This is a genomic window from Agromyces bauzanensis (assembly GCF_014645655.1).
GTDB classification, from domain to species: domain Bacteria; phylum Actinomycetota; class Actinomycetes; order Actinomycetales; family Microbacteriaceae; genus Agromyces; species Agromyces bauzanensis.
This window is the reverse complement of sequence record NZ_BMMD01000011.1, coordinates 19,107-45,050: the sequence shown is the minus strand read 5'-3', so window position 1 is coordinate 45,050 and position 25,944 is coordinate 19,107. Positions and strand designations below refer to the sequence as shown.

Below are 25,944 nucleotides of genomic sequence, written 5' to 3'. Positions count from 1 at the left end.
CCGGACGCTGGTGCGCCTCGGCCCGGAGCCCCGGTGGATGAGCGAGCTACTCGATGCCGTACTCAGCGCACTTGGCCTCGACCTCGCCCTGGCAGAGCTCGGCGGGGTCGGCGTCGCCGGCGTCGACGACCTCGACGACGCGGTCGGGCCCGACCAGCTCCGGCGTGACCGCGATGTACGGCGTGCCGTCGTCGAGCTCCTGGTCGGCGGTCGGCGTCTCGCCCTCGAGGAGCGCGATGGCCAGCTCGACCGCGGCGTCTGCTTCGAGCTTGATCGGCTTGTACACCGTGGCGGTCTGCTTGCCGAGCAGCACGTTCTGCAGACCCGCGATCGACGCGTCCTGGCCCGACACCGGCACGGTCAGGCCGTTCTTGTCGAGGATCGTGATGACGCCCGCCGCGTTGGTGTCGTTGGCCACCCAGACTGCGTCGACCTGGCCGCCGAGCGACGTGAGCGCCTGTTCGAAGTTCGTCGCCGACTTCTCGCCGTCCCACACGCCCGGGGGCTCTGCGGCAGGCGTGATGCCGGCGGCCTCCATGACCTCCACGGCACCGTCGTGGAACATCTTCGCGTTGCCGTCGGCCGGGTCTCCGCCCATGTAGACGACGATCGCGGTGGCAGGGTCCTTGCCCGCGGCGGCGAGGCCGTCGACGATCGACTGGCCCTCGAGGCGGCCGACCTCGAGGTTGTCGAATGAGACGTAGTAGTCGGCGCCCTCGATCGGCCGGTCGTAGGCGATGACCGGGATGCCCTCGGCCGTGGCCTTCTCGGCGACCGCGGCGCCAGCGCCGTTGTAGTCGACGAGCAGCATCACGCCGCAGCCCTGGCTGAGCTGCTGGTCGGCGATGGTGGCGTACTTGTTGACGTCGCCCTGGGCGTTCTGGATATCCGTCTCGAACCCTGCGGCCTCGAGGCCGTCTTCGAGGTACGGACGGTCGTTGTTCTCCCAACGCGGCGATGACGCAGCGTCGGGAAGGATGACGCAGGCGCGTGTCGCTGCCGCGTCGCCCCCGCCGTCTCCCGCGCCGCCCGAACAGCCTGCCAGCACCAGCGCGGACAGCCCCGCGAGTGCGACGGCAGAGACCAGTGAAGATGACTTCATGGCGCTCCCCTTCTGTGAGGTGAGGTCGACCCCTCGTGGTGCCGTCGTCATCGTTGGCGGCGGCACAGCCATACTCGCGCAATTGTGAGTGGTCCGAACAAATGGGTTCATCACATTTGGGTAACTCACCGACCGGTCGGTCCGGCGGATGCCGCGCTCATGCGGGGTGTTCGGGGGAGCGCTCTCACGATGACCCCCGAAATGGGGTGACGCCACGCGCCGCCCGGCCGTCGGTCGGCGTCAGAACCAGATGCTGAGGTGCGGCGTGCGATCGGCCGCGAACATGCGGTCGGCGAGCGCGAGCGAGCCTGCGGCGGGCGCGGTGATGCGCGCGGCGCGGGCGAGCACCGACGGCCGCACGCCGCCGAGGTAGACCGCGCCGAGCTCCTGCACGCCGAGCTTCAGCGCCTGGCGCGCCGGAGCCGCGGTGTCGTCGAGGCGCTCCACCTCGGCACGGCCGCGCTCGCCGACGACGAGCCGGAATCGGCCGCTCGCGTGCTGCAGCGGGTCGGCGATCTCGAGGTCGAGCGTGCCCGCGATGCCGTACCGTCGGGCGCCGAGCGCCTCGACGGGATCGAGGATGCGCACCCACAGGTGGTCGACGACATCGGTCAGCGTGACCGCCCTCGGATCTTCGAGGAGCCAGGGCAACGGCTCGTCGACCGAACGCAGCCGGCCACGCACTCCCGTGACGAAGTCCTGTTCCACGAGGAACTGCCAGAGGGCCCGTTCGGCGTCGTCGGTCGCGGCGACGAGGAAGTCGAACTCGACGACGCCGGGCTCGTTGGGTTCGCGTGTGATGCGGTAGGCGACGAACCCCTGTGCCTGGCCGTGCTCGTCGTCGTAGCGCACGGTGCGCACGCGACGAGCGGCGTCGCCCTGGGGGTCGACGAGGCCGAGCGCCCGGTCGAGGATGCCGGGCCACCGGTCGATCTCTCCGGGCGTGCGGGCGACGGCGCGCCGAGTGATCGCCGCCGCGGTCTCGCGCAGGTCGGCGGGCTCGACGAAGTGCACGCGGCCCGGGGCATCCGGCCCGACCCAGTGCGCGCGCTGCCGATTCACCGTGACGGTCGCGGCCCTCGCGGCGGGCGCGTAGCCGTAGCGGCCGTAGATCGTGGCCTCGGTGACGGTGAGCATGGCGACGGCGGCGCCGGCATTGTGCGCATTGGCGAGCTCGCCCTCCATGAGCGCCCGGGCGATGCCCCGTCGTCGATGGGTCGCGGCGACCGTGACGGCGCTCACCGCCCAGGCGTCGACACTCCGCCCGCCGGGAACGCTGAGGCCCGTCGGCCAGCCGGCGACCGTGGCGACGGGTACGGCCGGTTCGGCGGCCTGCGGATCGTAGACGCCGTGCACGCGGCGCTCTGCCGCCACGGTGAGACCGTGGTCGCGTTCCACGTCGCGCGGCCGCGCATGGTGGAAGCCGCGATGCTCGGCCTCGATCCAGGCATGCATCGCGTCGTGGTCGTCGGGGTCGAGCAGTCGGTACTCGAGTCCGTGGCGGGCAAGTGCCGACGAGGCGGCGGGATCGACCGGGATGCTTCGCGGATCGAACGACATCGACCCAGCGTAGCGAGCGAGCCTGAGTGGGGAGCCCGCCGGCGGCCTGGGACGCCGACCCGGCGAACTCGCGGCCCGGCCCGCTCAGCCGCCCGCGTGCGGCCCGAGGTGCGCGTGCACCGACGACACGACGACCGAGCCCTCGCCGACCGCCGACGCGACGCGCTTCACCGACCCGCGGCGCGCGTCGCCGACCGCGAAGCAGCCCGGCACCGACGTCTCGAGCGGCGACGGGCCGCCCTCGTCGCCGAGCCACGCCCGCCGCCCGCCCTCGGCGAGCACGTCGGGTCCCGTGATGACCGAGCCCCAGCGGTCGCGCAGCACTTCGGGCGGCAGCCACTCCGTGTGCGGTCGTGCGCCGATCGTGATGAACACCGCCGCCGCGGGAACCTCGAGGCGCTCGCCGGAGTCCACGCGCTCGAGCACGACGTGGTCGAGCCGGTCGGCCTCGGCCGCACCCGCATCGACGACCCGGGAACCCGTGATCAGCCCCACGCCCGCGGCATCCAACTGGTCGATGAGGTACCGCGACATGCTGGCGGCCAGCGAGTCGCCGCGCACCACCAGCGACACCGTGCGGGCGTAGCGGGCGAGGTGCAGCGCCGCCTGGCCGGCCGAGTTGCCGCCCCCCACCACGAGCACGTCGCGACCCGACTGGGCACGCGCCTCCACGGAGGAGGCGCCGTAGAAGACGGATGCCCCGACGAAGGGCTGAAGGCCGGGCGCCGAGAGCCGGCGGTAGCTGACGCCCGTGGCGAGCACGACCGCGCGTGCGCGCACCACGTCGCCGTCGGGCGCCACGTCGAGCTCGAAGCCGCCGTCGACGATGCGCAGCCCGGCCACGCGGCGGGTGTGCGCGAATCGGGCGCCGAACACCCACGCCTGCTGGTAGGCGCGCTGCGCGAGCTCCGAGCCCGAGACGCCCCGTGAGAACCCGAGGTAGTTGCGGATGAGCGAGCTCGACCCGGCCTGACCGCCGATCGACTCGCCCTCGAGTACGAGGGTGTCGAGCCCCTCGGATGCCGCGTACACCGCCGCGGCGAGACCCGCGGGTCCGGCGCCCACGACGGCGAGGTCCACCGTCCCGTCGGGCAGTGACGTGTCGAGGCCGTACGCGCGGGCGAGCGCCGCGTCGTCGGGATCCACGAGCACCCGCCCGTCGGCGGTGCGGACGAGCGGCGCACCGCCGTAGTCGACGCCCGCCTCCGCGAGGAGCGCCATCGCGTCGGCCGCGTCGGGCTCGAGGTGCTCGGTCGGCACGCCGCCCCGGGCGAGGAGGCTCCGCAGCACGTGCGTGCGCGGCTGCACGTCGTCGCCGATCACCGTGAAGCCACGGTGCCGCTTGCCCACGGCCGCCTCCCACTCGCGCAGGAAGTCGGTCACCGCCCGGTGGAACGATTCGTCGGGGGAGTGCACCGGGCGCAGGACGTAGTAGTCGATCTGCACGTGCGACATCAGCTCGAGCACCGTCTGCGCGGTCGTGCGGTCCGCCCAGGCGCCCCACTCGATCACGAGGCCGCGCCGCACGTCCGGGAAGTGCCGACGGGCCGCGGCGAACGCGGTCTCGTGGCCCGCGACGGGCGACGCGTCGTCCGCGAGCACGAGCGCAAGGTCGCCGCCGGCCGCGTGCAGCTCGTCGATGACCTCGACGGCGCGCGCGGGGACATCCGCGTCGAGGATCCGGTAGTCGGCCGAGTACCGTCGGCCGAGGGGCTCCAGCACCGCGGCGCGTGCGCCCGGGTCGGCGGCGACCACGAGGATCGCCGGCTGCCGATGGTCACGGGCGTCCACGCGTTCGTCCTCTCGGAGCGGCACGATGCGGCGGCCGGGGCCGCCACGCGGCGAGTGTACCGCCGCGCTCCGGGCGACACCAGCGCGGCGATCCCGCCCGGACTGGGGTTTACACCGGCGCGCCGCGTGGACCAGACTTCAGGCATGAGTCCGGCGGACCCGGCCATCCGCACTCCCGATCAGCGTCTGCGCGTCTTCGTGAGCTCGACGCTGCGGGAGCTCGCGCCGGAACGCCGAGCCGTCCGTGCGGCGATCGAGCAGCTCCACCTCGCGCCCGTCATGTTCGAACTCGGCGCCCGTCCGCACCCACCGCGCGAGCTCTACCGCGCCTACCTCGCGCAGAGCGACATCTTCCTCGGACTCTACGGCGCGAGGTACGGGTGGGTGGCGCCCGGCGACGACGTCTCCGGGCTGGAGGACGAGTATCGTCTGGCACCGCCGGAGCTGCCGAAGCTCGTCTACGTGAAGGAGGACGGCGAGCGCGAACCGCGCCTCGTGGAACTGCTCGCTCGCATCAAGGGCGACGATCGCGCCTCGTACGCGTACTTCAACGACGCCGACCATCTCGCCGAGCTCGTGCGCGGCGACCTCGCGACGCTGCTCGCCGAGCGGTTCACCCGGGCGACCGGAGCGCCGGGCGAACCCGACGCCGGGATGGGCGGCACGGTCGAGCTGCCGGCGGCGCTCACGGCCCTCGTCGGCCGGGAGCGGGAACTCGAGACGGTCGTGAGCCTCCTCACCGACGACGACGTGCGCCTCGTCACCATCACCGGCGCCGGCGGCATCGGCAAGAGCCGACTGTCGATCGAGGCCGCAGGCCGGGTGCGCGACCGGTTCCACGGCGGCATCGCATTCGTCGACCTCGCACCCGTGACGGACCCGCAACTCGTGCCCGCGGCCATCGCGAACGCCCTCGGCATCCGCGACATCGGCGACGGCACGCTCGACGAGAAGCTCCGCATGGCGGTGCGCGACCGCCGGATGCTCCTCCTGCTCGACAACCTCGAGCAGGTCCTCGACGCGGCCCCCGCGATCCGGTCGCTGCTCACGGATGCTCCGGACCTCACGGTGCTCGCCACGAGTCGCATCCTCCTGCGGCTGACGGGCGAGCACGGCGTCGAGCTCGGCCCGCTCGGGATGCCCGACCTGCGGCGCGGACCCGACGTGGCGCGCGCACTCGCCGCACCGTCGGTGGACCTGTTCGTCGAGCGGACTCGCGCCGTGAAGCCCGACTTCGAGCTCACCGATGAGAACGTCGAGGACGTGGAGCGCATCTGCATCGCGCTCGACGGTGTACCGCTCGCGATCGAGCTCGCCGCCGCGCGCGGGCGGGTTCTCACGCCGGCGCAGCTGCTCGAGCGGCTCGACGAGCGCCTGCTCGAGCTCGGCGGTGGAGTGCGCGACCTGCCCGAGCGCCAGCGCACGATCCGTTCGACGATCGAATGGAGCACCCAGCTCCTCAGCGCGTCGGAGCAGGACCTGCTCACCAGGCTGGGGCTGTTCGCGGGCGGCTTCACGCTCGAGGCCGCCGAGTGGATGGCAGAGGGCATCCCCGATGCAGACATCCTCGACGACCTCGGCGCGCTCGTCGACGGCAGCCTCGTGCGACAGGAGGACCGCGGCGACCGGGCGGTGTTCGCCATGCTCTCGACCGTGCGCGAGTACGCGCTCGAGCGGTTGGGGACACGGCCGGATGCCGCCGCGCTCCGCGACAGTCACGCCCAGTACTTCGTGCGACTGGGAGCGCAATCGCGGTTCGAGCTCGAGGGCCCCGGCCAGCTCGGGTGGATCGAGCGTCTCCACGAGGAGGGCGACGATATCCGTGCCGCGATGCGGCACCTGCTCGACACGCGTCAGTGGGCCACGGCCGCGCACTTCGCGTGGACGCTCTACGTCTACTGGTGGGTCGACGGACACCTCGGGGAAGTGCTGGGCTGGATGCGCGAGGTGCTCGACTCGGGTGACGAGCTCGATGATCTCACCCGTGCCACGGCGCTCTACTTCGACCGAGCGAACGCGTTCTGGCAAGACCCCGACGATTGGCTCGTGCCGGGGCTCAGTGAGAGTGCGGCACTGTTCCGGCGCGAGGGCGAGCGATCCGGTGAGGCGCTCGCGCTCATCTCCCTCGCCCTCGCTCTCCTCGGTGCACGCGAACCCGACACCGCCCGGGCCGACGACGCGCTCGAGGGAAGCGTCGCCCTGTTCCGGGAGGCCGGCGACACGTGGGGCGAGGCGATGGCCCTCGTCACACTCGGCCGCGTCGCCCTCCTCACGCACGACGTGCAGGCGGCACTCGCACGCTTCGACGAGAGCCTCGCCGTGGCACGGCGCCAGCGCGACGACCTGGGCGAGGCGATCGCCCTGCACCACCGTGGGTGGGCCGAGGTCCTGCTCGGCGATCTCGCGGTCGCGCGCGACTGCTTCGAACAGAGCCTCGCGCTCTCTGCGAAACTGCATCACGACGAGGGCGTCGCCTACGGGCTCGAAGGCCTCACCGCGGTCGCCGCCGGCGTGGGCGACGTGGAGCGCGCCGGAATGCTCCTCGGAGCGGCGCAAGTCGTGCGTGAGCGCACGGGTACCTACAACGCACCGTCCTTCAGTTTCCACCAGCAATTCGTCGACGGCATCCTCGCCGGCCCGGACGGCGACGCGCTCGAGGCAGCTCGCGTGCGCGGGCGGCGGCTGCATGTCGACGACGCCGTCGCGTACGCGATGCAGCGAAGCACCGCGGACGCCACGGCACCCGTGACCTGACATCGCCGCCCCGCGGCATCCGCCCCGACCCGAGGAGGCACCCGATGAGCAGCATCGCACCCGACCCAGGTGGAGGCCCGGGCGCCGCCGAGCGGCACCGTGCGGGCGCCCTCGACCGCATTCGGGCGTACACGCGCGTGCTCGCCTACGTCATCATCCCGTTCCTCGTCGTTGCGGCGTTCCTGCTGCTCGTGCTGCCGGGCGGCACCGAGCAGCACTTCGCGTGGACGATCGAGCCGCCGATCACGGCCATGCTGCTCGGGTCGGCGTACGCGGGCGGCATCTGGTTCTTCTCCCAGGTCGCCGTGCAGCGCAAGTGGCACCGGGTGCGGCACGGGTTCCCGGCGGTGCTCGTGTTCGCGAGCCTCGCGAGCGCGGCGACGTTCCTGCACTGGGACCGCTTCCACTTCGGGCACCTGTCGTTCATCACATGGGTCGTGCTCTACGTCACGACGCCGGTGCTCGTGCTCGCCGCGATCATCCTGCAGCGGGGCGAGGACGACGGCGAGCCCGAGGCCCCGGACGTTTCGATCCCGCCGCCGTGGCGGTACGTGCTCGCGCTGGTGGGCGCCGCCGCGACACTCACCGGGCTGGTGCTCTTCGCCGTGCCGTCGATCCTCGTCGACACGTGGGCGTGGGACGTCGCCCCGCTCTCGGCGCGGATCGTCGGCGCCGTGCTGGCGCTCCCGGGCCTCGTGAACGTGTGGATGCTGTGGGACCCCAGGTGGTCGGCATTCCGGCGGGTCTTCCAGGCGCAGCTCGTGAGTCTCGCGTGCATCCTGATCGTGATCGCGGTGCGATTCGGCGACCTCGCGTGGGAGCGGCCGAGCGCCGCGATGTTCGCGGTGGGCATGGTCGTCTCGGCCGCCGTGTACGCGGCGTTCTACGTCTCGCTGGAACGACGGCGCGCCGCTAGCCTGTGAGGGAGTGCCCGGTTCCGGTGGGCGCCGGAACGGGGGAGGTTCCATGGACTGGACCGAGCGCCACCTTGTGGACGTGTACGTGTTCGGCTATCCGCTCGTCTACAACGTGTCATCGTTGCACGCGATCGCCGAGCACGGCATGGGTGCGCTGCCCGCTGCCGGGTTCAACGCCTTCGCCCACGGCACGTCGCTTGCCACGCCCGACGAACCGTTCGTCAGCGTCAACAACGACACCATCTACTCGATCGCGCAGCTCGACCTGTCGGGCGGACCGCTCGTGCTGCACGTGCCCGACACCGGGGGCGCCTACTACGTGCTGCAGTTCGTCGATGCGTGGACGAACAACTTCGCCTACGTCGGTCGGCGCGCCACCGGAACGGCCGAGGGCACCTTCCTCATCACGCCGCCCGGTTGGTCGGGCGAGGTGCCCGACGGTGTGCCGGTGATCGCGTCGCCCACGGACATCACGACGATCGTGGGTCGCCTCGCGGTCGAGGGCGACGACGACGTGCCGCGGGTGCGCGCACTGCAGGCGCAGCTCACGCTCACCCCGATGGACGGCAACGGGCCGCTGCGCGGCATCCCGCACGAGGCGTCCGGCATCACCGAGCACCTGCGCTTCTGGGAGTTGTTGCGGCGATGGAGCCAGGCGTTCCCGCCGTCCGAGGCGGATCGCGCCTACCTCGCCCGGTTCGCGGACTACGGCCTCACCGACCCCGGCAACCCGTACGGCGTCGTGGCACGCGACCTCGACGAGCACCTGGAGCACGCCTTCGCGGCGGGCCGCAACCGGGTCGAGGAACTCGCGCGCGAGGGCGGGGACGCCCCCGTGAACGGGTGGCAGGGCATGCCGCACGTCTTCGACTACAACGTCGACCACCTCGGGCTCGGCACGATCGACGCGCCCGAGTGGAAGATCGCCGACCGCGAGAAGTCGTATGAGGTGCGCGCGAGCTCCGCCCGCGGCGGGCTCTGGGGCAACCACGGGTACGAGGCCTACTACGCGGGCGTCTACGCCGACGCCGCCGGCGAGCAGCTGAACGGTGCGCACGCCTATGAGCTGCGGCTCGCCGAGCTGCCGCCCGCCGACGCGTTCTGGTCGATCACGATGTACTCGATGCCCGACTTCTATCTCGTCGCGAATCCGATCCGGCGGTACTCGATCGGCGACCGCACGCCCGGCATCGTCATGGGCGACGACGGCTCGCTCGCCATTCGCATGCAGCACGAGCGCCCCGACGACGAGATCGCCGCAGCGAACTGGCTGCCGACGCCCGAGGGCGACTTCCGGCCGATGCTGCGCGTCTACCAGCCCCGCGCCGCGATGTTCGACGGATCCTACGTGATGCCGGCGATCACGCGCATCGGCTGAGCCGCGGCTGAGCGTGCCGTGCCGGTGGGCGCCCGCGCATGCGCCACCGTCTGTCTGCTCCCGCGCCAGCCCGCGCCACTTGCGCGGCCTCCGCGCCAGCCGAAGTGGCGCAGAGGTGATGATTCTGGCGCAGGGGCGTGCCGGCCGGCAGCACTCAGGCGGTGACGGATGCCGCGAGGTGCGGGCCGACCGCGGTGTCGAACGCCTCGGCGGTGCGGGCCACCACCTCGGGCCACGGGGCATCCCAGATCTCCTGGTTGAAGATCTCCACCTCGATGTCGCCCGTGTACCCGCCCGCCTCGACGGCGCGGGTGAGCGCCGCGAAGTCGATGGCGCAACACAGGTCCCGAGGCATCCACTCGCCGCCCGGTTGGGTCGTCCATTCCGGCGGATATCCGATCGTGCGCGCCGGCCTGTGCGGGCACTGCGCAGCGCGGCGGATCGTATGACCGCCGGTTGTGCACCGCGATGCCGCGGGCGAGCGGATGCCCCGAACGGATGCCGCGGCTCAGCGGGTTTCGAAACGGCCGCGGGCGGCCTCCTCGACCCGCGGGTGAGCGGACTTCGGGACCGGCCGTGGGCGTCCTGCTCAGCGCGCGGGCGTGCGGCTCAGCGGGTTATTCGCGGCGTGGACTCGCGCAGCACCACCTCGGTCTGCACGGCGCCCTCGTCGGCGGCTTCCCCGTCGCCGAGCGCGAGGCGCAGGGCACGGCGGCCGAGTTCCTCGAGCGGCACGTGCACCGTGGTGAGCGCGGGCGTGACGTCGCGCACCGTGGGGATGTCGTCGAAGCCCGCGACCGCGACATCCGTGCCGGGCACGAGACCCGCCTCGCGGATCGCCGAGAGCGCGCCGACCGCCATGACGTCGTTGGCGGCGAAGACCAGTTCGACGCCGTGGAGTCCCCGCTCGAGGAGGGCCCGCATGCCGCTGTAGCCCCCGTCGCGTGTGAACGCATCGCGGATCACGTCGTCGTCGAGGGTGCCGCCCGTCGCGGCGAGTCCGTCGCGGAATCCGTCGACGCGGTCGGCCGCGGTGCGCAGTCCCTCGGCGCCCGTGATGACGGCGAACCGGCGGTAGCCGATGGCGACGAGCTCCCTGGCGAGCGCCTCGGCGCCGCCCCGGTCGTCGACGAGCAGCGTGCGCAGCCCGAGCTCATTGCGACTGATGAGCACGACACGCCCGCCCGAACGTTCGTAGGCCCTGAGCTCTTCGGCGAGTGCACCTTCGGTGGGGTCGGTCGCGGGGCGCGAGCCCGCGAGGATCATGACCCGCGGACGCTGTCCGCGCAGGGTGCGCACCAGCTCGAGCTCGCGCTCGGGGTCGCGTTCGGTCGCCGCCATCGTCACGATGAGGCGATCGGTGTCGGCCTCGGCGACGACGCCGGCCGCGATCGAGGAGAAGTACGGGTCGGCGATGTCGGCGACGAGCAGCGCGACCGTGGTGGTCGTGCCCCGAGCCACGGCCTGCGCCGAGAGGTTGGGAGAGTAGTCGAGCCGTGCCGCGGCCTCGAGCACGCGCTTGCGATACTCCTCGTTGACGCGTCGCGTACTGCCGTTGAGCGAACGCGAGGCGGTGGCGAGCGAGACATTGGCCTCGCGCGCGACGTCGTGCAGTGTCGCGGGCGCGCTCCGGCCGGTGCCGACGCCGTCGTCGGTCATCCGTCCTCCCGCATTCCGCCACCCCTCGGTCGCCTCGACTCTACCGCGCGCGTCGCCGGGCGACCTGTGAGGAATGGCCACCGGCCCATGGTGCTGGTACGAATTGCACCGAACCGACCGTTGGCCGCGCTCAGCGCCCAGGCGATCGGGCGTGGCGCCGACGGCATCCTCTCCTTGTGGTGGCGCCGGTCGATGGCGGGCGCTGGGTTCCTCGCCCAGCTCGACGAGCTCTGCGGCATCCGCCTCGAGGACTTCGGCGTGCTCGTCGCCCCGGATGCCGCACCCGACGCACCGGGCGAGTGCGAGGCGCGGTTCGCGGGCGAGTCCGTGCCCGAGCAGACCGGCACGCTCCTCGCGGAGGAGATCAGGCGCCCGGTACCTCGCGACCGTGCCCGACGACGCGGGCGCGTTCGACTGGGCGCTGGTGATCGAGCGATGACGGCGACCACCATGGCAGGTTACGATCGACGCAGGAGCGGAGGAGGCGAGATGCGCGCAGTCGTCCTCAGCGGCTCCGGTCGTTACGCCGATCCCTGGCATCCCTACGCCGAGACCAGCGCCGCGCTCGCGGGCATCGTCGCCGGCGCCGGCTACCGCGTGGACGTGAGCGACGACCTGCTCGGCACGCTGGCGAACCTCGGCGACGCCGACCTGGTCGTCGTGAACGCCGGCAACCCGAACACGCCGCTGCCCGAGGGCGCGGCCGATCCCGGGCCCGCGCGCGACGACGAGATCGCCGCGGCATCCGCGGGCCTCGACGCCGCCCTCGAGCGCGGCATCGGCATCCTCGCCGTGCACGCCGCGGCGGCGACGCTGCCCGAGCTGCCCGCCTTCGTCCACGCGCTCGGCGCACGCTGGATCGAGGGCGTGTCGTGGCATCCGCCGATCGGCGAGTCCCTCGTGCACGTCGTCGGCTCGCACCCCATCGCCGACGGCCTCGCCGACTTCACGGTGTTCGACGAGCGCTACTCGGGCCTGCGCCTCGACGACGTGATAGAGCCGATCGCCGAACACGAGGACGACGGCATGCGGCATCCGCTCATCTGGGCTCGCGAGCTCGGCCACTCCCGGCTCGTCTACGACGCGCTCGGCCACGACGTGCGCTCCTACGAGTCGGCGGCGCATCGCGAGCTCCTCGGTCGCGCGCTCGACTGGCTGTCGCGGGTGCCCGCGCCGACCTACGACGAGTCGTGACGCACGTCGCTCGCGTCGTCGTCGCTCCCGACTCGTTCAAGGGCACGGCGAGCGCTGCGGATGCCGCTGCCGCCATCGCCGCGGGATGGCGCACGGTGCGACCGGCCGACGAGCTGACGCTGCGCCCCATGGCAGACGGCGGCGAGGGCACCCTCGACGCATTCGAGTCGGCCGTGCCGGGCGCGACGCGCACGCCCGTCGCCGTGCGCGGGCCGGTGCCCGCCGCAGAGTCCGTCGCGACGCATTGGCTGCGGCTGCCCGACGGCACGGGCGTCGTGGAGCTCGCGGCCACGTCGGGCATCACGCTGCTCGACCCGCTCGCCCCGCTCGACGCGCACACCGCCGGGTTCGGCGAGGCCATCGCCGCGGCGCTCGACGCCGGCGTCTCCCGACTGGTGCTCGCCGTCGGTGGCAGCGCCTCGACCGACGGCGGCACGGGCGCGCTCGCCGTGCTCGGCGCACGGTTCGTGGATGCCGCCGGCGAACCGATCGCGCTCGGCAATCGCGGACTCGGCGCCCTCCGGCACGTGGACCTCTCGGGGCTCCGGCCGCTGCCGCCGGGCGGCGCGCTCGTGCTCGGCGACGTCACGAACCCGCTGCTCGGCGAGCACGGCGCGGCGGCCGTGTTCGCGCCGCAGAAGGGCGCGGATGCCACGACCGTCGAGGTGCTCGAGCGGCACCTCGCGCGCCTCGCCCGGCTCATGCCCGACGAGGCGCGGCCGCTCGCCACGGCGTCCGGCGCCGGCGCCGCGGGAGGAACGGGGTTCGGGTTGCTCGCCTGGGGAGCCGAGATGGGCGGCGGCGCCGAACTCGTGGCTCGGGCCGTGGGGCTCCCTGCCGCGATCGCCGGGGCCGACCTCGTGATCACGGGGGAGGGGCGATTCGACGGGCAGTCCGAGGCGGGCAAGGCGCCCACGGTGGTCGCGTCGCTCGCGCGCGGCGCGGGCGTGCCGACCGCCCTGGTGGCGGGCGCGATCACGGCCGAGCCGCGGGGGTTCGCGACATCCGTGGCCCTCGCCGAGCTCGCGGGTGACGGTGCGGCGGCGATGGCGGAGCCCCTGCGCTGGCTCGAGCGAGCCGGCGCGGAGCTCGCGCGCACGGTCGTGTGACCGGGCGGCGGCGGGGACTCGACGCGCCGTCGCCTTCGGGTTCGCGGCGAGGGCCGCCTCGAACGCGAGCCGGATCGTCGGGATGCGGCCGCGCTCCCGCGCGAGCCGGGTCAGCGCGTTCTCCTCCTTGTCGGACACGGGCATGATGACGACCTCGTCGATCGCGTCCCACGTGTCGATGAGCCCCGCGAAGGCGAGCCCGTCGTCGACCGGCCGCCCCGGCGGCGCGCCGGAGCATGGGTCGATCCTCTTCGGTCAGGCGCCCGCCGCGGCCCCGGCAGCCCGGGCGCGCTCCGCGTACTGCCGGCGGATCTCGGGCCGCGTTTCGGGGGCGACCTCCTCGGCGACCTCGACGGGCCAGCCCGGTCGATCGCCCGTGAGCACCCATGCCGCCTGCCGCGCGGCGCCGTCGGCGACGTACTCGCCGGGTGCCGGCACCACCACGGGCACGTCGAACACCTGCGCGGCGATGCGCCGGACCGCCGGGTTCTGCGCGGCGCCGCCGATGAGCAGCACGCGCTCGGCCTCGACGCCCTGGCGACGCACGGCGTCGAGCCCGTCGGCGAGCCCGCACAGCATGCCCTCGATCGCGGCGCGGGCGATCGCCGGGCGCGTCGTGTTCGCGAGCGTGAGGCCTGTGAACGAGGCGGTCGCGTCGGGCAGGTTCGGCGTGCGCTCGCCCTCGAAGTACGGCACGAGCACGGTTCCGGATGCCCCGGGCTCCGCCTCGAGCGCGAGGCGTCCGAGCTCGGCGTGGTCGACCCCGAGCAGGCCCGCGGTGGCGTCGAGCACGCGAGCGGCGTTCAACGTCGCGATGAGCGGGAGGTACCGGCCGGTGGCGTCGGCGAAGCCCGCCACCGTGCCCGAGACGTCGGCGACGGGGGCATCCGTCACCGCGAACACCGTGCCGCTCGTGCCGATCGAGACGACGACGTCGCCGGATGCCGCGTCGAGACCGAGCGCCGCGGCCGCGTTGTCGCCCGCACCCGGGCCGACGAGCATGCCGTCGGGCGTGCGGCCGGCGGCCTCGCCGGGGCCGAGCACGCGGGGGAGGATCGCGTCGTGCCCGAGCGCCCGCACGAGGAGGTCGCGGTCGTAGCCGGCCGAGCCCCAGTACGCCGTGCCGCTCGCGTCGGAGCGGTCGGTCGTGAGCTCGTCGAGCGCGGGCCCGAGCGGCGACTCGCCTCGCGGCCCGTACCCGCGCAGGCGCCACGTCAGCCAGTCGTGGGGGAGGGCGACGGCCGCGACCCGCGCGGCGTGCTCGGGCTCGGCGTCGCGCAGCCAGCGCAGCTTCGTCGCGGTGAACGACGCGACGGGCACCACGCCCGTGCGGCGCGCGTACTCGTCGGCGCCCACCTCGTCGATGAGTTCGCGCGCGGCCTGCGCCGACCGGGTGTCATTCCAGATCAGGGCGTCGCGAATGACGCGGCCCTCGGCGTCGAGCACGACCATGCCGTGCTGCTGCCCGCCGATCGACACGGCCTCGACGCCCTCGAACCCGCCCGCGTCGGCGAACGCGGTGAGGAGTGCCCCCCACCACGCGGCGGGGTCGACCTCGGTGCCGTCGGGATGCGCGGCGCGACCCGAGCGCACGAGCGCCCCGGTCGCGGCATCCCGGATCACGACCTTGCAGGACTGCGTCGACGAGTCGACGCCTGCGACGAGGGTCATTGGTGGTCGACTCCGATCGTGAATTTCTCGCCGAGGGTTAACGTTGCCCGCCGAGTGTTACCGATTTTTCCGGGGCGCGCGCGGCCAACGTTAACACTCGGCGGGTGGAAGGGTGGAAGGGTGGAAGGGAGGAGGGGAGGGGGAGGGGACGAGACGGGTCAGCGGGCGCCGAGCAGGTGCTCGGTGGCGAGCTGCTGCAGGCGCACGAAGCCGAAGCCCTTGCCGCCGAGGTACACGCTCGGGTCGAAGTCCTCGTAGGCCGAGCGGTCGGCGAGCAGGTCGTCGTAGGACTCGCCCTCGCCGAGGGTGGTCTGCGCGAGCTCGAACACCTTCGCGGCCTCGAGCGCCGCCTGCACCTCGGGGTCGGCGTGGAAGGCCGCGGCTCGCTCCTTGAGCAGCAGGTAGGTGCGCATGTTGGCGGCGGCGGAGTCCCAGACGCCGGTCTCGTCCTCGGTGCGCGAAGGCTTGTAGTCGAAGTGGCGAGGACCCGTGTAGGCCTGGCCGCCGCCGGGACCGCCGTTCTCGAGCAGGTCGACGAGCGCGAACGCGTTGTGCAGGTCGCCGTGGCCGAACACGAGGTCCTGGTCGTACTTGATGCCGCGCTGGCCGTTGAGGTCGATGTGGAAGAGCTTGCCGTGGTACAGCGCCTGCGCGATGCCGGCGGCGAAGTTGAGGCCGGCCATCTGCTCGTGGCCGACCTCGGGGTTGAGGCCCACCAGGTCGGGGCGCTCGAGCGAGTCGATGAAGGCGAGTGCGTGGCCGACCGTCGGCAGCAGGATGTCGCCACGCGGCTCGTTCGGCTTCGGCTCGATGGCGAAGCGCAGGTCGTAACCCTTGTCGGTGACGTATTCGCCGAGCAGGTTGACGGCCTCGCGGTAACGCTCGAGGGCCGAGCGGATGTCCTTGGCGGCGTCGTACTCGGCGCCCTCGCGTCCGCCCCACATCACGAACGTCTTCGCGCCGAGCTCGGCGGCGAGGTCGAGGTTGCGCAGCACCTTGCGGAGTGCGAAGCGACGCACCTGGCGGTCGTTCGAGGTGAAGCCGCCGTCCTTGAAGACCGGGGCGCTGAAGAGGTTGGTGGTGATCATCGGCACGATGATGCCGGTGGCCTCGAGTGCGCCCGTGAGGCGATCGATCTGCTTCTGCCGCTCGGCGTCGGAGGAGCCGAACGCGAACAGGTCGTCGTCGTGGAAGGTGAGGCCGTAGGCGCCGAGCTCGTCGAGCTTCTCGACGACGTGCACGACGTCGAGCGGATGCCGCGTGGGGCCGCCGAACGGGTCGGTGCCGTTGTAGCCGACCGTCCAGAGGCCGAAGGAGAACTTGTCGTCACGGGTCGGGGCGCTGGCCATGATCCGCCTCTCAGCGTCGTCGATGATTTGTTGGCATAGAAAACATAACCTGCCGGCACACCCGCGCGCAAGTCGCCGCTCCGACCTCGCGCCCGAGTACCGCGAACGACTGCGTTCGCGCGCCATCCCGTTCGCCATCGTCGACCCCGCGGGCGACCCGTCGCCCGATGCGCCCCTCGGTCGGCTCGGCCAACTGGTCGGGCGGGCTCATGGCCACACGGCACCTCATCGAACTCGGGCACCGCGGCATTGCCGCGATCACGGGCCCCGAGGACATGATGTGCTCGCTGGCCCGACTCGACGGGCTCCGCTCGGCGACGAACTCCGCGGGCCTCGAGATCCGGCCCGGCTGGATCGCTTCGGCGACTTCCACATGAGCGGAGGGCGCGACCGGGCGCGCGAGCCGCGGTCGTCGCCCGACCGGCCCACGGCGATCTTCGCGGGCAGCGACCTGCAGGCGCTCGGCGCCATCGAGGCGGCACGGGAGCTCGGCCTCCGGGTGCCCGAGGACGTGTCGATCGTCGGCTACGACGACATCCCGCTCGCACAGTGGATGACTCCGCGACTCACGACCGTGCGCCGGGCGAGCCGTCGCCGTGGTGCTCGTCACCTCAGGCTGAGCACGTCCTCGATGGGCACGCCGTTCGACCAGCCCGGGCATTTCCGCATCTCGCTCGGCGACGATGGACATGATCGAACGATCGCTGCCGATGCTCGTCGAGGCCGGGCCGCCGGCCGAGACCACGGGCTCGATCGACGGCCGGCACGGTGAACCGCACCTCGGCCTCCTCGCCGGGCTCGAGCGAGACTCGTCCGTAGCCGACGAGCCGCTGCACCGGCGGCACGACCGACGCCATCGGGTCGTGCAGGTAGGACTGCGGGAATCGCCGCTGCGGCGGCGCCCCTAGAGTGGACGCGTGAACGACCGGGGCGGGACCTTCGATGGGGTGCATCGTCGAAACCTCTCGAAAGTGCTGCGTCTCGTGCACCTCGAGGGAGCCATGTCGCGTGCTCGCATCACCGCGCTCACCGGACTCAATCGCTCCACCGTGGCAACGCTCGTGGCCGAGCTCGTCGACCTGGGACTCGCGGTGGAGCAGCCGCCGGATCCCACCAACCGCGTCGGGCGCCCGTCGCCGGTGGTGGCCGCCGACCCGAACGTGCAGGCGCTCGCCGTGAACCCCGAGGTCGATGCCGTCACCATGGCCGCGGTCGGCCTCGACGGCCGCATCTCGGTTCGTGAGCGCATCGAGGTCGATCACCCGCCGAGCCCCGAGGAGACGGCCGACCTCGTCGCCGCCACGCGCGACCGCTGGGTCGCCGGTGAGCTGCGCCGGGCCAGGCTGGTGGGCGTCGGGCTCGCGGTGCCCGGGCTGGTCCGAGCCTCCGATGGCCTCGTGCGCTGGGCGCCCCACCTCCTGTGGACGGATGCCCCGCTCCGCGCGCTGGTCGAGCAGGCGACCGGGTTGCCGGCCGCCGTCGGCAACGACGCGAGCTTCGGCGCGCACGCCGAGCACCTCTTCGGCGCCGGGCGCGGCGTCGACGACCTCGTCTACCTCAACGGCGGCGCGAGCGGCATCGGCGGCGGACTCGTCGTGCACGGCCGGCCCGTGGGCGGTACGGGCGGCTACGCGGGGGAGTTCGGCCAGAACCGGCCGGGCATCGCAGACCCCGACGACCGTCGCGCCGAGGGTGGCGTACTCGAGGACGAGGTCAGACGGACGCGCCTGCTCGAAGTCGTCGGGCTCACCGGCGCCGACGAGCCGACGCTCGCCGCCGCGCTCGCGGCATCCGCCGCGCCCGAGGTGGCGGCGGAGCTCGCCAGGCAGCGACGCATCCTCGCGACCGCGCTCGCGAACGCCGTCAACGTGCTGAACCCGTCGCTGGTCGTGCTCGGCGGCTTCCTCGCGACCGTCGCCGAGAGCGATCTCGCCGACCTGGAGCAGGCCGTCGGCGCGCAGACCGTCGCCGCGGCGTTCGAGGAGGTCTCGATCCGGGTCGCAGCCCTCGGCGAGGATCGGCTCATGATCGGCGCTGCGGAAGCGGCGCTCGCGGCGCTGATCGCCGACCCCGGGGTGGACTTGATCTCATACCGGGCGCTGCCGCTAGACTGAACCGCAGTCGAATCGATTCGAGGCCACCTGGCCGAGATCGCCCAACGACGGCGCTCCCGCTCGGACGCCGTCGTTTCCGTCTCCCGGCGCCCGACGGCGCGCGCCGCCGCACTCCAGCACGCCCGGGAACCACGCATGTCCTCCACCGCCTCCATCCCCATCATCCGGCCCGACGACTACACGGCGCCGGCGCACCCAGGCGACCTGCTCACGCGTCGCCAGCGCCTCGTCTACGTGCTCGTGCTCGGCGCGCTCACGGCCCTCGGGCCGTTCACGGTCGATCTCTACCTGCCCGCGTTCCCTGTGCTCCAGGACGAGCTCGGTGTCTCCGCGGCCGCTGTGCAGCTGACGCTCACGGGCACCATGGTCGGCTTCGGCTTCGGCCAGCTCATCGTCGGTCCGTGGAGCGACAAGGTGGGGCGCCGGCTCCCGCTGATCCTCGCAACGGCGCTGCACATCGCGGCATCCGTCGGCGCGGCGCTCGCGCCCGACATCGTCTGGCTGAGCGCGTTCCGCCTGCTGCAGGGCTTCGGCGCGGCCGCTGGTGGCGTGGTCGCGATGGCCATGGTGCGCGACCTGTTCGGCGGTAGGCCGCTCGTGCGCATGCTCTCGCGACTCGCGCTCGTGAACGGACTCGCGCCGGTGCTCGCGCCCGTCATCGGCTCGCAGCTGCTCGCGGTCATGGACTGGCGCGGCGTGTTCTGGGTGCTCGGCGCCTACGGACTCGTCGTGGTTGCCGCGGTCGCGTTCCTCATCGTCGAGACGCTGCCCGAGTCGCGCCGGCACGTCGCGGGGCACTCGACGTTGCGCGACCGGTACGGCGCGCTCTTCCGCGACCGCGTCTATCTCGGCGCGGCGATCATCGGCGGCATGACGTTCACGGGCCTGTTCGGGTACCTTTCGACCTCGTCGTTCCTGTTCCAGGAGGTGTACGCCTTCACGGCGCAGGAGTACGGCCTGCTCTTCGCGGTGAACTCGATCGGCGTCATCGCGGGCGTGCAGACGAGCTCACGGCTGATGCGCGGCCCGGTGCCGCCGCAGTGGATCCTCGCGGCCACCACGTTCGTACATCTCGCGATGGCGATCGCCATCATGGTGCTCGACTCGAACGGCGCCGGCTTCTGGGGCACCGCCATCCCGCTCTGGATCTACATCCTCGCGTGCGGGTTCTCGTTCCCGGCGGTCCAGGTGCTCGCGCTCGCGCACCACGGTGCGGAGGCAGGCACGGCCGCCTCACTCCTCGGGGCGCTGAACTTCGGTCTCGCGGGCCTCATCTCGCCGCTCATCGGGCTGCTCGGCGTCGGCAGCGCCGTGCCCATGGCATTCGTCATGCTGCTCGCGGCGGTCACCGCCATCGCCGCGCTGTGGGCGCTCGTGCGACCGAAGACCGTGCCGCCGCTCAGCGACTGACGGCGAGCGGATGCCGCGTGCCGAGTGGATGCCGCGAGCCGCGTGGATGCCGCGAGCCGCGTGCCGCGGCATCCGCTCGCGGCCATTCGTTAACGTGGTGAGATGACGGAACGCGACGAACCCACGACGCCGCCCGCTCAGGCGCCCGACACCGCGCAGGAGGCCACGGGCCACGATGCGACGCCGACGGTCGCCGACGACCTGCGACCCGAGCAGCGCGAGGCCAAGGCGCAGCGCCTCGGCCGGCGCATCCCGGTCGTGAGCGGCGTTTCGGCGGTGATCGCGGCGGCCCTGCTCGGCCTCGTCGTCTCGGTGCGGTCCGGTGACCTGCCGTTCGAGTTCGATGAGGAGTGGGCCGAGGACGTCCTCGAGCTCCGCGGGCCGATCGGCGACGTGATCTCGTACTTCATGGACGGCCTGGGCGGCGGGATCGTCGGCGTGTTCGTCGTGCCGATCGCGGTGGCCGTGGCCCTGCTCATCGTGAGGCGTCCGTGGGCCGCCCTCTACTTCATCGTCGCGTCGGTGGTGAGCGCCGGCGTCGTGCAGCTCCTGAAGAACCTGTTCGGACGGGCGCGGCCCGAGGACATCATCGTGATGAGCGACTTCGGGTCATTCCCGTCGGGGCATGTGGCGAATGCGGCGACCATCGCCGTCGCGCTCGGCATCATCGTGCCGCACGCGTGGGTGTGGGTGGTCGGGGCGGCGTACACGCTCCTCATGGCCGCGAGCCGCACGTACCTGGGCGCGCATTGGATCTCCGACACCATCGGCGGCATCCTCGTCGGAGTGGGCGCCGCGTTGCTCATGTGGGCCGCGTTCGCTGCCCCGCTCGAGCGCGAGCGCCTGGCGCGGCTGGCGGAGGTCTCGGCGCGCAACGCGGCTCGCGCGCAGGCGCACATCACGCCACCGGCGCGGCCCGGGTCGCCGCCTACGCGGTCGTCGTGATCCCCGCCCAGCTCATCGTGGCACTCGCGGCGGCGCTCGCGCTCGACACGCTCGGGACGCGGCTCGCGAAGGCCTCGCGCCTGTTGAACGTCGCGCCGTACGCGATCCCCGTGGTCACCCGGCTGGGCCTCTGACCGCGACCGTCTCCTCGACGAGTTGCAGCACCCGGGCGGCCACGCTCACGGCGATCGCGGCGGGATCCTTCGAGCGGATGCCCGGAATCCCGATCGGAGTCGTCACGCGCCCCAGCGCCTCGTCGTCGTGTCCGGCATCCCGAAGCTGCGCCTGGAATCGCGCCCACTTCGATCGCGAGCCGATGAGCCCGATCGAGCCCAACCCGTCGGTGCGCAGCGCGGTGTCGCAGATGGCGAGGTCCTCGACATGGTCGTGGGTCATGATGAGCACGTGCGCGCCCGGCGGCAGGTCGGCGAGCGCCGACTCCGGCACCGGCAGGTGATGCACGTGCACGTCGGCGACCGCGTCGCCGAGGATGCCGCGCTCGCCCGGCACGCCGAGGCGATCGGGCGCCAGCATCGCCGGCCGTGAGTCGATCAACTCGAGCCTGAGCGCCTGCCGCGCGAGGATGCGCGCGAGTTCCAGCCCGACGTGTCCGAGGCCGAAGATCGCGACCGTCGGCACGACGCGCACAGGTTCCAGCAGCATGGTGACCTCTCCTCCGCAGCACTGCACGCCGTACTCGGTCGTGGCCTTGTCGCTGAGGGTCAGCGTCAGCAGTTCGGGCTCGGATGCCCCGTCGGCGAGCAGCTCGCGAGCGCGCGCGATCGCGGTGGCCTCGAGGTTGCCGCCACCGACGGTGCCGAACAGCCCGTCGGTCGTGACGACCATCTTGGCCCCGCCGTTGCGCGGCGCGTGCCCGCGCACCATCGCGAGCGTGACGAGCACCGACGGCGTGCGCTGCGCCCGGAGGCGCTGCAGGGCGTCCACCCAATCCACGGCTCGCCTCCCGGTCAGCGGTCGAAGGGCACCAGACGGCGCTCGGCGTCGGCCGCACCGGCACGCCCCGGGGCGTCCGATCGCCCGGCAGCAGCATCGACCGTGCCGGCCGTCGCTGCGGTGCCGCGTGCGGCCTCGATCGCCCAGAACACGGCCTCGGGGGTCGCGGGCGAGGCGAGCTCGACGCTGTGCCCGGCCGGGCCGAACGCTGCGACGGCCTCGCGAATGGCCTCGCGCACGCTGAACGCGAGCATGAGCGGGGGCTCGCCGACGGCCTTCGAGCCGTAGACGACGCCATCCTCGGTGGCGCGCTCGAAGAAGTGCACGTTGAACACCTCGGGCATCTCCGAGAAGCTCGGCAGCTTGTACGTGCTGGCCGACCGGGTGAGCAGTCGTCCCCGCCCGGGTCCCTCGGTCTCGTCCCAGCGCAGGTCCTCGAGCGTGAGCCATCCGGCCCCCTGCACGAAGCCGCCCTCGACCTGGCCGAGGTCGACGATCGGCGAGAGCGAGTCGCCCACGTCGTGCACGATGTCGACCCGGCGGATGCGGTACGTGCCCGTGAACCCGTCGACCTCGACCTCGCAGGCGGCGGCGCCGTAGGCGAAGTACTTGAACGGCGAGCCCTGCATGGCCTCGGTGTCCCAGTGCAGCCCCTCGGTGCGGTAGAACCCTGCGGCGAAGAGCTGCACGCGTTGCTCGTGGGCGGCGCTGACGACTTCGGCGAAGGTCACCGACGGGCCGGTGGTGCCGAGCCCCGACACCCGGCCGCGGGAGAAGCGCACGTCGCGCGCGTCGATGCCGAGCATCCGGCCGGCGACCGTGGCCATCCGGTCGCGGATCTGCTCGCACGCGTGCTTGACTGCGCCGCCGTTGAGGTCGGCACCGGATGACGCGGCCGTCGCCGACGTGTTCGGCACCTTGTCGGTGCGTGTCGGCGCGAAGCGCACCGACTCGAGCGGGACGCCGAGTGCCGTCGCCGCGACCTGCAGCATCTTCGTGTGCAGACCCTGCCCCATCTCGGTGCCGCCGTGGTTGATGAGCACTGAACCGTCCTGGTAGACGTGCACGAGCGCGCCGGCCTGGTTGTAGGCGGTGAGCGTGAACGAGATGCCGAACTTCACGGGAGTGATGGCGAGGGAGCGCTTCGTGTCGGCATGCTCGGCGTTGAACGCGACGATCCGGGCGCGCCGCTCGTCGAACGCGCTCTCGTGACGCACACGCCTCCACACCTCGTGCAATCGTTCGGCGTGGCGGACGGGCTGTCCGTACGGCGTCGTCTGGCCGGCCACGTAGAAGTTGTGTTCCCGCAGCGCTGCCGCGTCGACCCCGAGGATCGGCGCCACCCGCCCCAGGATGTCCTCGATCACGAACATGCCCTGCGGACCGCCGAAACCGCGGAACGCGGTCTGCGACGTCTTGTTCGTCTTCGCGATGCGGCCCTGGACGACGACGTCGGGGATCCAATACGCGTTGTCGACGTGCATGAGCGCGCGGGCCGTCACGGGCTCCGAGAGGTCGAGGCACCAGCCGCCGTCGGAGGTGAGCGTCGCGGCGAGGGCCAGGATGCGCCCGTCGTCGTCGAACCCCGCCCTCCATTCGACGTGGAACGGATGCCGCTTGCCGGTCATCGTGAGGTCCTGCGTGCGGGTGAGCCGCACCCGGACGGGCCTGCCCGTGAGCGTCGCGCCGAGGGCGGCGACCGCGGCGAAGCCGTGCGGCTGCACCTCCTTGCCGCCGAACCCGCCGCCCATGCGGAGCGACTGCACGGTGACGCGGTTGCTCGGCACGCCGAGCACGTGCGCGACGACGTGCTGCGCCTCGGTGGGATGCTGCGTGCTGCACTCGACGAACACCTGCCCCTCCGAGTCGACGTGCGCGAGCGACGCGTGCGTCTCGAGGTAGAAGTGCTCCTGTCCGCCGATGAGCGTGGTGCCCTCGAAGACGTGCGGCGCGGCAGCGAGTGCCCCCTCGGGGTCGCCGCGCCGGATCGTGCGGGGGATGCCCTGGAACGATCCCGCCTCGATCGCCTCGGCCGCGGTCATGATCGACGGCAGCGGCTCGGAGGCGACCCGCACGGCGGCGGCGCCGAGCCGCGCGGACTCGGTGGTCTCGGCCAGCACCCACGCGAGGGCGTGCCCGTGGAACATCGCCTCGCTCGGGAAGAGCGGCTCGTCGCCCTTGGCGCCCGCGTCGTTGACGCCTGGCACCTCGGCGGCGGTGAGCACCCGCACGACGCCGGGCACGGCGAGGGCGTCGCGCACGTCGAGGGACACGAGGGCGTGCGCCTGCTCGGACTGCACGGGCCACGCCGTGAGCGCGTCGTGCCGCCGGGCGGCGAGGTCGTCGGTGTACGCGGCGGCGCCCGTGGCGTGCAGCGCCGCGCTCTCATGGGGAAGCGGCTGACCCACGGCGGGGTGCGCCGGGCGTTCGGCGAGCTCGGTCATGCCGGCTCCTCCGCGCGCGTTCCCCGCCGGGTGCGATACAGCTTCAGGAGCGCCGTGGCGAGCATGCGCGAGCGGTACTCCGCGCTCGCCCGGTGGTCCGACATGGGGCTGCCCTCCGAGCCCAGCACGGATGCCGCGTCCCGCACGGTGTCGAGATCCCACGGGCGTCCCGCCAGGGCCGCCTCGGTCGCCCGGGCGCGCAGCGGCGTGGCGGCCACGCCGCCCAGCCCGATGCGCGCCGATGAGACGATGTCGCCGTTGAGCTCGAGGGCGAAGCCCACCGCCACGCTCGAGATGTCGTCGAAGCGCCGCTTCGCGACCTTGTGGAACGCGGTGAACCGCGCGAGCGGCAGCGGGATGCGCACCGCGCGGATGAGCTCGTCGGAACGCCGGAGCGTCTGCCGGTAGTCCGTGAAGAACTCCGCGAGGTCGACCTCCCGCTCGCCCTCGCCCGAGACGAGCACGACGCGGGCTTCGAGCGAGAGCAGGGCGGGCGCGGTGTCGCCGATGGGCGAGGCGGTGCCGAGGTTTCCGCCGATCGTGGCGCGGTTGCGGATGAGGGGCGACGCGAACTGCGGGAAGAGCTCGTCGAGCAGCGGTACGCGGCCGTCCAGGCGGCGCTCCACGTCGGTGAGCGGCAGGGCCGCGCCGATCTCCAGCACGCCGTCACCGAACGTGACGGCACGCAGCTCGGGAAGGTGATCGATCGCGAGCACCAGCGGCGTGCGTCGGCCGCGGAGGTTCACCTCGACCCCCCAATCGGTCGAGCCCGCGACCACCACGGCGTCGGGCTCCTCGGTGATCACCCGGAGCGCCTCGTCGAGCGAGGACGGACGGATGAACCGCTCGCCGTCGACCTCGAGGAGCGTCGTGCGGGGCTCAGGCGCGGGCCGCGTTCGCCGTTCGGCGAGCGGGTCGTCCGGCTCGGGGTCACCCAGCGCGTAGGCGGCGTCCCGGATCGGGCGGTAGCCCGTGCACCGGCACAGGTTGCCGCTGAGGGCGTGCAGGTCGAACCCGTTGGGTCCGTGCGCGGCGTCGGCCGCGGCATCCGCCGAGATCGTCGTGGCCGCGGCATCCCCCCCCGATGCGATGTCCGGCGCGCCCGAGGGCACCCGGTCCGCGCGGTAGAACTCGGCAGCCATGCTGCACGCGAAGCCCGGCGTGCAGTAGCCGCACTGTGACCCGCCGGCCTCGGCGAGCCGCGCCTGCACGGGATGGAGGTGCTCGGGAGTGCCGAGGCCTTCCGCGGTCACGACCTCCTGGCCGTCGAGCGCCGCGGCCGGCACGAGGCACGCGTTGACGGCCGTCCACCTGGTGCCGCCGTGTTCGTCGGGCGTCGCGAGCAGTATGGAGCAGGCGCCGCACTCGCCCTCGGCGCAGCCCTCCTTCGACCCCGTCAGGCCGATCTCGCGCAGCCAGTCGAGTGCCGCCGTGTGCGCGGAGACCCCGCGCAACGGGCGTAGCTGCCCGTTGACCGTCACGGCGATGTGATCCATGGTCGAACTCCCCTTGTCTCGCGAGTCTACGCCGGGCTCCATGGCATGTTCCGGTTACGCCGCGTGCGCATGTGCGCGAAGATGAGGCTGAGCGTGT

Annotated in this window: 21 protein-coding genes and 2 pseudogenes; 11 read left to right on the top strand and 12 right to left on the bottom strand. The window is 72.8% G+C overall.

Features of this window, described 5'->3' with window-relative positions:
• Positions 1 to 46 precede the first annotated feature (46 nt).
• The 3 genes from IEX31_RS10550 to IEX31_RS10540 form a co-directional block, all read right to left on the bottom strand.
• Positions 47 to 1,102: a sugar ABC transporter substrate-binding protein gene (locus tag IEX31_RS10550; RefSeq protein ID WP_188743393.1), complete on the bottom strand. Its 1,056-nt coding sequence runs from the start codon at positions 1,100 to 1,102 to the stop codon at positions 47 to 49.
• A 240-nt stretch (positions 1,103 to 1,342) separates the two neighbouring features.
• Entirely contained in the window at positions 1,343 to 2,662 is a 1,320-nt protein-coding gene (locus IEX31_RS10545; RefSeq protein WP_188743392.1) for a GNAT family N-acetyltransferase, read from the bottom strand.
• Between the two features lie 84 nt (positions 2,663 to 2,746).
• Positions 2,747 to 4,453: an NAD(P)/FAD-dependent oxidoreductase gene (locus IEX31_RS10540; protein WP_188743391.1), complete on the bottom strand. Its 1,707-nt coding sequence runs from the start codon at positions 4,451 to 4,453 to the stop codon at positions 2,747 to 2,749.
• 144 nt (positions 4,454 to 4,597) lie between these two features.
• Here IEX31_RS10540 and IEX31_RS10535 point away from each other — a divergent pair, with 144 nt between their 5' ends.
• Genes IEX31_RS10535 through IEX31_RS10525 form a run of 3 tightly spaced genes read left to right on the top strand, consistent with a single transcriptional unit; the run spans position 4,598 to position 9,502 of the window.
• Positions 4,598 to 7,207, top strand: a complete 2,610-nt coding sequence (locus IEX31_RS10535; protein ID WP_188743390.1) for an ATP-binding protein — start codon at positions 4,598 to 4,600, stop codon at positions 7,205 to 7,207.
• Positions 7,208 to 7,251: 44 nt separating this feature from the next.
• The gene (locus IEX31_RS10530) at positions 7,252 to 8,130 is read left to right on the top strand and encodes a hypothetical protein (RefSeq protein WP_229662264.1); all 879 of its coding nucleotides are present in this window, start codon (positions 7,252 to 7,254) and stop codon (positions 8,128 to 8,130) included.
• A gap of 43 nt (positions 8,131 to 8,173) precedes the next feature.
• On the top strand, positions 8,174 to 9,502 hold the full coding sequence (locus tag IEX31_RS10525) for a DUF1254 domain-containing protein (RefSeq protein WP_188743389.1): 1,329 nt from the start codon (positions 8,174 to 8,176) through the stop codon (positions 9,500 to 9,502).
• 154 nt (positions 9,503 to 9,656) lie between these two features.
• Here IEX31_RS10525 and IEX31_RS10520 read toward each other — a convergent pair whose 3' ends face one another.
• Together IEX31_RS10520 and IEX31_RS10515 are read right to left on the bottom strand one after the other, a co-directional pair.
• Complete coding sequence (locus IEX31_RS10520; protein ID WP_188743388.1) at positions 9,657 to 9,857, bottom strand: hypothetical protein; 201 nt, start codon at positions 9,855 to 9,857, stop codon at positions 9,657 to 9,659.
• 254 nt (positions 9,858 to 10,111) lie between these two features.
• Entirely contained in the window at positions 10,112 to 11,161 is a 1,050-nt protein-coding gene (locus IEX31_RS10515) for a LacI family DNA-binding transcriptional regulator (protein WP_188743387.1), read from the bottom strand.
• 120 nt (positions 11,162 to 11,281) lie between these two features.
• Here IEX31_RS10515 and IEX31_RS10510 point away from each other — a divergent pair, with 120 nt between their 5' ends.
• Together IEX31_RS10510 and IEX31_RS10505 are read left to right on the top strand one after the other, a co-directional pair.
• A complete protein-coding gene (locus tag IEX31_RS10510) occupies positions 11,282 to 12,355 on the top strand; it encodes a ThuA domain-containing protein (protein ID WP_188743386.1) in 1,074 nt (357 codons plus the stop codon).
• Complete coding sequence (locus IEX31_RS10505) at positions 12,352 to 13,464, top strand: glycerate kinase (protein ID WP_188743385.1); 1,113 nt, start codon at positions 12,352 to 12,354, stop codon at positions 13,462 to 13,464. The genes IEX31_RS10510 and IEX31_RS10505 overlap by 4 nt, the downstream gene beginning before the upstream one ends.
• 27 nt (positions 13,465 to 13,491) lie before the next feature.
• On the opposite strand, the pseudogene IEX31_RS18875 reads toward IEX31_RS10505, so the two are convergent.
• The 3 genes and pseudogenes from IEX31_RS18875 to xylA all read right to left on the bottom strand — a co-directional run.
• Positions 13,492 to 13,656, bottom strand: a pseudogene (locus tag IEX31_RS18875) (endo-1,4-beta-xylanase); the annotation flags it as partial.
• A 63-nt stretch (positions 13,657 to 13,719) separates the two neighbouring features.
• Positions 13,720 to 15,135 (bottom strand): xylulokinase, encoded by a 1,416-nt coding sequence (gene xylB / locus IEX31_RS10500; protein ID WP_188743384.1) that lies wholly within the window; start codon positions 15,133 to 15,135, stop codon positions 13,720 to 13,722.
• Between the two features lie 158 nt (positions 15,136 to 15,293).
• Positions 15,294 to 16,484, bottom strand: coding sequence for a xylose isomerase (gene xylA, locus IEX31_RS10495; protein WP_188743383.1), 1,191 nt, complete (start codon positions 16,482 to 16,484; stop codon positions 15,294 to 15,296).
• A 167-nt stretch (positions 16,485 to 16,651) separates the two neighbouring features.
• Here xylA and IEX31_RS10490 point away from each other — a divergent pair, with 167 nt between their 5' ends.
• Both IEX31_RS10490 and IEX31_RS18870 read left to right on the top strand, forming a co-directional pair.
• On the top strand, positions 16,652 to 16,861 hold the full coding sequence (locus IEX31_RS10490; RefSeq protein ID WP_188743472.1) for a type 1 periplasmic-binding domain-containing protein: 210 nt from the start codon (positions 16,652 to 16,654) through the stop codon (positions 16,859 to 16,861).
• Complete coding sequence (locus IEX31_RS18870; RefSeq protein WP_229662263.1) at positions 16,858 to 17,256, top strand: substrate-binding domain-containing protein; 399 nt, start codon at positions 16,858 to 16,860, stop codon at positions 17,254 to 17,256. Before IEX31_RS10490 ends, IEX31_RS18870 begins: the two co-directional genes overlap by 4 nt.
• Positions 17,257 to 17,296: 40 nt before the next feature.
• On the opposite strand, the pseudogene IEX31_RS19580 reads toward IEX31_RS18870, so the two are convergent.
• Positions 17,297 to 17,341, bottom strand: a pseudogene (locus IEX31_RS19580) (hypothetical protein); the annotation flags it as partial.
• A gap of 60 nt (positions 17,342 to 17,401) precedes the next feature.
• Here IEX31_RS19580 and IEX31_RS10480 point away from each other — a divergent pair.
• From IEX31_RS10480 to IEX31_RS10465, 4 genes are all read left to right on the top strand, one after another.
• Positions 17,402 to 18,598 carry an ROK family protein gene (locus IEX31_RS10480; RefSeq protein WP_229662262.1) on the top strand — a complete coding sequence of 399 codons (1,197 nt, stop codon included), beginning with the start codon at positions 17,402 to 17,404 and terminating at the stop codon, positions 18,596 to 18,598.
• 135 nt (positions 18,599 to 18,733) lie between these two features.
• Entirely contained in the window at positions 18,734 to 20,008 is a 1,275-nt protein-coding gene (locus tag IEX31_RS10475) for a multidrug effflux MFS transporter (protein ID WP_188743381.1), read from the top strand.
• A 102-nt stretch (positions 20,009 to 20,110) separates the two neighbouring features.
• Positions 20,111 to 20,953, top strand: a complete 843-nt coding sequence (locus tag IEX31_RS10470; protein ID WP_188743380.1) for a phosphatase PAP2 family protein — start codon at positions 20,111 to 20,113, stop codon at positions 20,951 to 20,953.
• Complete coding sequence (locus IEX31_RS10465; RefSeq protein ID WP_188743379.1) at positions 20,950 to 21,087, top strand: hypothetical protein; 138 nt, start codon at positions 20,950 to 20,952, stop codon at positions 21,085 to 21,087. Before IEX31_RS10470 ends, IEX31_RS10465 begins: the two co-directional genes overlap by 4 nt.
• Here IEX31_RS10465 and xdhC read toward each other — a convergent pair.
• From xdhC to IEX31_RS10450, 3 genes are read right to left on the bottom strand one after another with little or no spacing between them, the layout of a single operon-like run.
• Positions 21,068 to 21,907, bottom strand: coding sequence for a xanthine dehydrogenase accessory protein XdhC (gene xdhC, locus IEX31_RS10460; RefSeq protein WP_188743378.1), 840 nt, complete (start codon positions 21,905 to 21,907; stop codon positions 21,068 to 21,070). The two genes, IEX31_RS10465 and xdhC, sit on opposite strands and share 20 nt — an antisense overlap.
• A 14-nt stretch (positions 21,908 to 21,921) precedes the next feature.
• Entirely contained in the window at positions 21,922 to 24,351 is a 2,430-nt protein-coding gene (gene xdhB / locus IEX31_RS10455) for a xanthine dehydrogenase molybdopterin binding subunit (protein ID WP_188743377.1), read from the bottom strand.
• Positions 24,348 to 25,847, bottom strand: a complete 1,500-nt coding sequence (locus IEX31_RS10450; RefSeq protein WP_188743376.1) for a xanthine dehydrogenase small subunit — start codon at positions 25,845 to 25,847, stop codon at positions 24,348 to 24,350. Before IEX31_RS10450 ends, xdhB begins: the two co-directional genes overlap by 4 nt.
• Positions 25,848 to 25,944 lie beyond the last annotated feature (97 nt).

Excerpts from the sequence above, each read along its gene's own strand:
- IEX31_RS18870 (WP_229662263.1), top strand. The coding sequence starts at position 16,858 with ATGAGCGGAGGGCGCGACCGGGCGCGCGAGCCGCGGTCGTCGCCCGAC.
- IEX31_RS10525 (WP_188743389.1), top strand. The coding sequence starts at position 8,174 with ATGGACTGGACCGAGCGCCACCTTGTGGACGTGTACGTGTTCGGCTAT.
- xylB (WP_188743384.1), bottom strand. The coding sequence starts at position 15,135 with ATGACCCTCGTCGCAGGCGTCGACTCGTCGACGCAGTCCTGCAAGGTC.
- xdhB (WP_188743377.1), bottom strand. The coding sequence starts at position 24,351 with ATGACCGAGCTCGCCGAACGCCCGGCGCACCCCGCCGTGGGTCAGCCG.
- IEX31_RS10470 (WP_188743380.1), top strand. The coding sequence starts at position 20,111 with ATGACGGAACGCGACGAACCCACGACGCCGCCCGCTCAGGCGCCCGAC.
- IEX31_RS10545 (WP_188743392.1), bottom strand. The coding sequence starts at position 2,662 with ATGTCGTTCGATCCGCGAAGCATCCCGGTCGATCCCGCCGCCTCGTCG.
- IEX31_RS10530 (WP_229662264.1), top strand. The coding sequence starts at position 7,252 with ATGAGCAGCATCGCACCCGACCCAGGTGGAGGCCCGGGCGCCGCCGAG.
- IEX31_RS10515 (WP_188743387.1), bottom strand. The coding sequence starts at position 11,161 with ATGACCGACGACGGCGTCGGCACCGGCCGGAGCGCGCCCGCGACACTG.
- xylA (WP_188743383.1), bottom strand. The coding sequence starts at position 16,484 with ATGGCCAGCGCCCCGACCCGTGACGACAAGTTCTCCTTCGGCCTCTGG.
- IEX31_RS10520 (WP_188743388.1), bottom strand. The coding sequence starts at position 9,857 with ATGCCTCGGGACCTGTGTTGCGCCATCGACTTCGCGGCGCTCACCCGC.
- IEX31_RS10550 (WP_188743393.1), bottom strand. The coding sequence starts at position 1,102 with ATGAAGTCATCTTCACTGGTCTCTGCCGTCGCACTCGCGGGGCTGTCC.
- IEX31_RS10475 (WP_188743381.1), top strand. The coding sequence starts at position 18,734 with ATGTCCTCCACCGCCTCCATCCCCATCATCCGGCCCGACGACTACACG.
- IEX31_RS10535 (WP_188743390.1), top strand. The coding sequence starts at position 4,598 with ATGAGTCCGGCGGACCCGGCCATCCGCACTCCCGATCAGCGTCTGCGC.
- IEX31_RS10450 (WP_188743376.1), bottom strand. The coding sequence starts at position 25,847 with ATGGATCACATCGCCGTGACGGTCAACGGGCAGCTACGCCCGTTGCGC.
- IEX31_RS10490 (WP_188743472.1), top strand. The coding sequence starts at position 16,652 with ATGCGCCCCTCGGTCGGCTCGGCCAACTGGTCGGGCGGGCTCATGGCC.